A 5194-nucleotide genomic window follows, 5' to 3' on the forward strand; every position below is an offset into this window, starting at 1 on the left:
CGCTCGGATAACTAGGGTCTAAAGGCACATAAGCTCCCCCTGCCTTTAAAATTCCCAGTAGTCCGATTAGCATCTCTATTGAACGCTCAACAAAAATTCCCACCAATACTTCTGGTTCTACACCTTTTGTTCGCAAATAGTGAGCTAATTGATTGGCTTTTTGATTTAATTGTTGATAGGTTAATTGTTGACCTTCAAAAATCACTGCAACTGCATTGGGGTTGCGTTCTACTTGTTCTTCAAATAGGTCATGGATACATTTATCTTGAGGATATGCGACTTCTGTGTTATTCCATTCTATTAGTAACTGATAAAGTTCTTCAGAAGTTAGTAAATTGATTTGTGACAATTGGCAATTAGGATTCTCGACTACTGCCTGAATCATTTGTAAAAAGTGACCGCTCATTCTAGCGATCGTCTCTTCTCGAAATAGATCCGGTTCGTATTCTATAACCAATCTTAAATCGTTGGTATCTTCAAATAAACTCCAACTCAAATCGAATTGAGCAGTTCGAGGTGTTAGTGGGTAAGCTTTATGTTCAATCCCAGGAATTTTTATCACTGCTTTACTGTCTTTACTAAGCAGTGAAAACATCACATCAAATAAAGGATTTCGTGTTAAATCATGTTCTAAATCGAGGGCAGATACTAATTTATCAAAAGGATATTCATTATACTCATAAGCATCAAGACAAGTATTTGTCACTTCTGCCAATGCTTGTTGAAAAGTTCCCACTTTTGGGAGTAAAGTTCTTAAAGCTAGAGTGTTAACATAAAAGCCAATTTGATTTTCTAGGTCTGGATGATTACGTCCAGAAATAGGTATACCAATGACTAAATCATGCTGTCCGGTGTAGCGATGGAGTAATATTTTAAATAAAGTTAAGAGGGTAATAAATAAAGTTGTATGATTCCCAGCAGCAAAAGAGCGTAATTTTTCGCTTAGACTCTGACTAAAATTATAAGTATATATACCAGCTTGAGAAGATTTAAATTGTGGTCTAGGAAAGTCGGTAGGTAAGTTGAGTATGGGTGGTTCTCCAGCAAAGCGATCGCACCAATAATTACATTGTTCTTTTGCCTCCTCACTTTCTAACCACTGATTTTGCCATGCTGTATAATCCTTATATTGCAATGGTAGTGCAGGTAAAGCGGCAGTTTTTTGTTGCGTGCAAGCAGAGTATAAAGTGACGAACTCTTGAAAAATGATGTCGAGCGATCGCGCATCCCCAATAATATGGTGTATAGTCAAACCAAACAAAAATTCCTCTGGCTTTACCTGCACTAACAAAACTCGCATCAAAGGTAATTTCTCTAAATCAAAACGCGAGTTTGCTGATTCTTGAATCAAGCTATCAGCTATTGTTTCAGCATCCTTTTGTTCTCTTAAATCTCTAAATACTACTAACTGTTCTTTAGGCACTTCTTCATGTACAATTTGCTGAATGCTACCTGCGATATTTGTAAAAGTAGTACGCAAAATTTCATGGCGGTTTACAATTTGTTGAAAAGCTGCTGTGAATGCGGCAATATCTAAGCTGCCATTAATTCTCATTGCCAACCTAATATTGTAAGCACTAGAATATTCACTTATATGGTGCAGAATCCACATCCGCCTTTGAGCGTGGGATACTTCATAATATTGTTGATTCGGTAGTGAATTTATCATTTTTCTTGTCGTAATTGAATCAAATCAGCTTGTGCTTTTAAAGTGTTTTGAGTAAAAATTTCTCGCAATCGCAATGCAACTCCGAATTGGTTACGTATGTGCGACACTAAGCGCATGGCCTTTAAACTATTTCCTCCTAGCTCAAAAAATGACTGATTAGTATCACTCACCTCTACCTCCAATAATTCAGTCCAAATGGAGGCTAATAAAGCTTCTTGTGGATTAAAGCTAGTAATTTGATGACTTGTTTGAGCAATATTTGCTTCTGCTTTTGGTAGTCCTAGACGATTGATTTTGCCATTTGGTAATAACGGAAAATCTGCCAACTGCATCAAATAATTTGGCTGCATATAAATCGGTAAAACTTGTTTTAATTGGCTGCTAATATGTTGATGATTTATAGCATTCTCTGCTTGATAATATGCAATAACTGTCACTAATTCTTCTTTTTCCTCAGCAATTACCAGTGCTTTTTCTACACCATCAATAGCAGCTAGTGCATCTTCAATTTCTCCCAACTCAATCCGTACTCCATTCAACTTCACTTGCTTATCACTGCGTCCTATCACTTCCACCGTTAAATCCGGTAGCAGTCGTCCCAAGTCTCCTGTGCAATAAACTATATCAGCCCCATGATTCAAAGGATTGGGTATAAAAACAGAATTGGTTAATCTTTGGTCTTGGTAATAGCCTTTTGTTAAATAAGGTGACTTGACGAAAATTTCTCCCACTTCTCCTACAGCACAAGGACGAGTCCCATCAATCACTGCAAATGCCGCCTCTGGCAGTGTTCTACCTCCAGGAACTCTGGCATAAGTAATTTTATTCGGATCAGGAATCCGATGAAAATGTTTGACAAAGGTGGTTTCACTTGCACCATAAATATTGACAAATTCTGTCTGAGAACCAAAAACTTGATGCCATTCACCGAGTTCTTTGACAAATAAAGGTTCTCCTCCCAATACCAAAACTCGTAAATTCTTGAGTAATTGATCAGCATTGGTTAAATTGCGACCAATCTTTAAAAATAGGCGCATCACCGAAGGAACAGTGTGCAGTAAGTTAATCTGCCATTCTCCTAACCGCAGTAATAACTTTTCTAAATCTTCGCGGTCTGTGCTATCAGGAATATAAAGAGTTCCTCCAGAACATAAAGTTACAAGAGTTTCCCTAAGATAAGCATCAAAATTAATTTGTGCGATTTGGAGACAGCGCCAATTAGAATTAATTCCAAATTCTAATTTTTCCCAATTGATGAAGTGACGCAAACTGCCGTGACTACCAAGTATAGCTTTGGGTTCACCTGTTGATCCAGAGGTAAACATAATATAGTTAGAATCATCTGCGTCAGGCATAATTAGAACTTTTTTATCATGATTTGCTTCTACAAGCAAGCATTGATAATTTGTGCCATCCCATTGATAGTATTGCTGAATTTCATGGGCATTTATCACCAATATTTGAGGTGGTTTTGGTAATAATGCTAATCGAGGTTTGATAATATCTAAATTCTCGGAATCGACTACTATCATAGTGGGGGATGTTTTGCTCATCATGCGTAAAGAGCGTTCTTCTGGTTCATCCAAACGCAGAGGTAAATAAATTCCCCCAGCCTTAAATACCGCTAACATTGCTAATACTTGACGATAATCTCCTTCAAGAATTACGCCACAAATATTATCCTTTTGAATGCCTAAATATTTAAAGATGTTAGCCCAAGAGTTAGTAAGTGTATCTAATTCCAGATAGCTTAATTCTCCCTGAGAATAAATAATAGATGTTTTGTCTGGTAAAGCTCTTACTTGCTCGATAAAATCATGGATTACTGTGCGTCTTTCTAAGCGAGGAATTGGTTGAATAAAACTTTCAAAAAAAGCGGTTTCTGTTGGAGATAAAAGAGAAATTTTACAGATTGGTTGGCTAGGATTGTTTAGCATTTCGGTAAGCAACTTATCGAAATGGCTCAGACATTTTTGCATCCTCTCTGCTTGGAATAAATCTGTATTGTAAATTAAATCTAACCTGAGTTGCTCGTTTTGCTCAATAAATACAAAAGACAGGTCAAATTTACTGGTAGGAGTTAGTGAATTTAGGGATTTGATTTGTAATTCTTCTATAGCTATAGGTTGACCAAAATTTTGTAGAAGTAATAACACATCAAACAATGGTGTACGGTTAATCTCTTTAGAAATTGCTAGTTCTTCTACCAAAATATCAAACGGGTAATCAGCGTGTTCAAATGCTTCGGTAACAGTTTGACGAACTTGTGCAAGCAAATTTTTATAACCTTGTTCTGGCTCTATTTGGTCACGCAGAACTAGTGTATTCAGAAATAAACCGATTAAAGATTGCAGTTGAGGATGGTTGCGAGTGGCAATTTCTGTACCAATGGAAATATCGTGTTGACCACTGTAGCGATACAGTAATACTTTTACTGCTGTTAATAGTGCCATAAACAAAGTGCTTTCTGTTTGTTGACAAATCCCTCGCAACCCACAGACTATTTCTGGTTTGAATGTCCAGCTTAAATGTGAACCATTGAAAGTCTTAATAGAAGGTCGTTGAAAATCTGTAGGTAAGTGAATGCGGGGTATTTGCCCATTATCAAGTTTTTGCCGCCAGTAATCTAAGTTTTTTCTATACTCATCACTGCGTAAAATATTAGCTTGCCATGCTGCATAATCTTTGTATTGTATAGACAATTTATCTGGATTTGGCTGTAAGCCTTTAACAAAGTAATTGTAATATTTTAAGCATTCTTTAGCTAATAAATCCATCGACCAGCCATCACAAATAATATGATGGATTTCCATGCACAGAAGATATTGTTGCTCTGGGAGCTTATAAATATTAGCTCGTAAAAGTGGGCTATTTTCTAAATCGAAAGGTTCTTGGGATTGTTTAATAATTTCTAGGATGTGGCTTTCAGCATGAGGTTGATTGCTCCAATCTTGAAATCCCACATGAAAAGGACTATGTGCAAGTACCTTTTGCCTCGGTTCACCGTTGATTAATACAAACGATGTCCGCAATGTTTCATGGCGAGCAATCAAAACTTGCATTGCTTTTTCAAAGGCATCAGGGTCAAAATTTCCTTTTATTTTGAGTGTAGACACAATATGATAAGCCACATTGTTTAGATCCATCTGTTGCAACACAAAGAAACGTTTTTGTGCATGAGATGTTTCATAATTTTCTTGCTTAGATAAATGGGGAATTACCTGAACATTAATAGGCGTACTAGCAGTTAATAACTCTGCTTGTTCTGCTATTGTCGGATGCAAAAATACTTGTTTGATTTGAAAAGAAAGACCCAATTTTTCTTGAATCTGATTGACTAGAGCAATTGCTTTAAGGCTGTGTCCTCCTAAATCAAAGAAGTTGTCATTCACTCCCACCTTTGATACTTGCAGAACTTGCTGCCAAATGCTTACTAAAATCCTTTCTGAGGAATTGCGGGGAGGTAAATATGGTAATTCTACTATCGATGTTTCATCTGGTTGAGGCAATTTTCGACGGTCTATC

2 protein-coding genes are annotated in these 5194 nt (G+C 36.8%); both read right to left on the minus strand.

The annotated features are described in order from the left end of the window. Window positions 1–1669: non-ribosomal peptide synthetase (locus tag PN450_RS01930; protein ID WP_271835255.1), on the minus strand; the 1669-nt coding region annotated here is incomplete at its 3' end. Then, window positions 1666–5194: non-ribosomal peptide synthetase (locus PN450_RS01935; protein WP_271835256.1), on the minus strand; the 3529-nt coding region annotated here is incomplete at its 5' end. The genes PN450_RS01930 and PN450_RS01935, both read right to left, overlap by 4 nt.

The organism is Dolichospermum lemmermannii CS-548, from assembly GCF_028330815.1.
Taxonomy (GTDB): Bacteria; Cyanobacteriota; Cyanobacteriia; order Cyanobacteriales; family Nostocaceae; genus Dolichospermum; species Dolichospermum lemmermannii.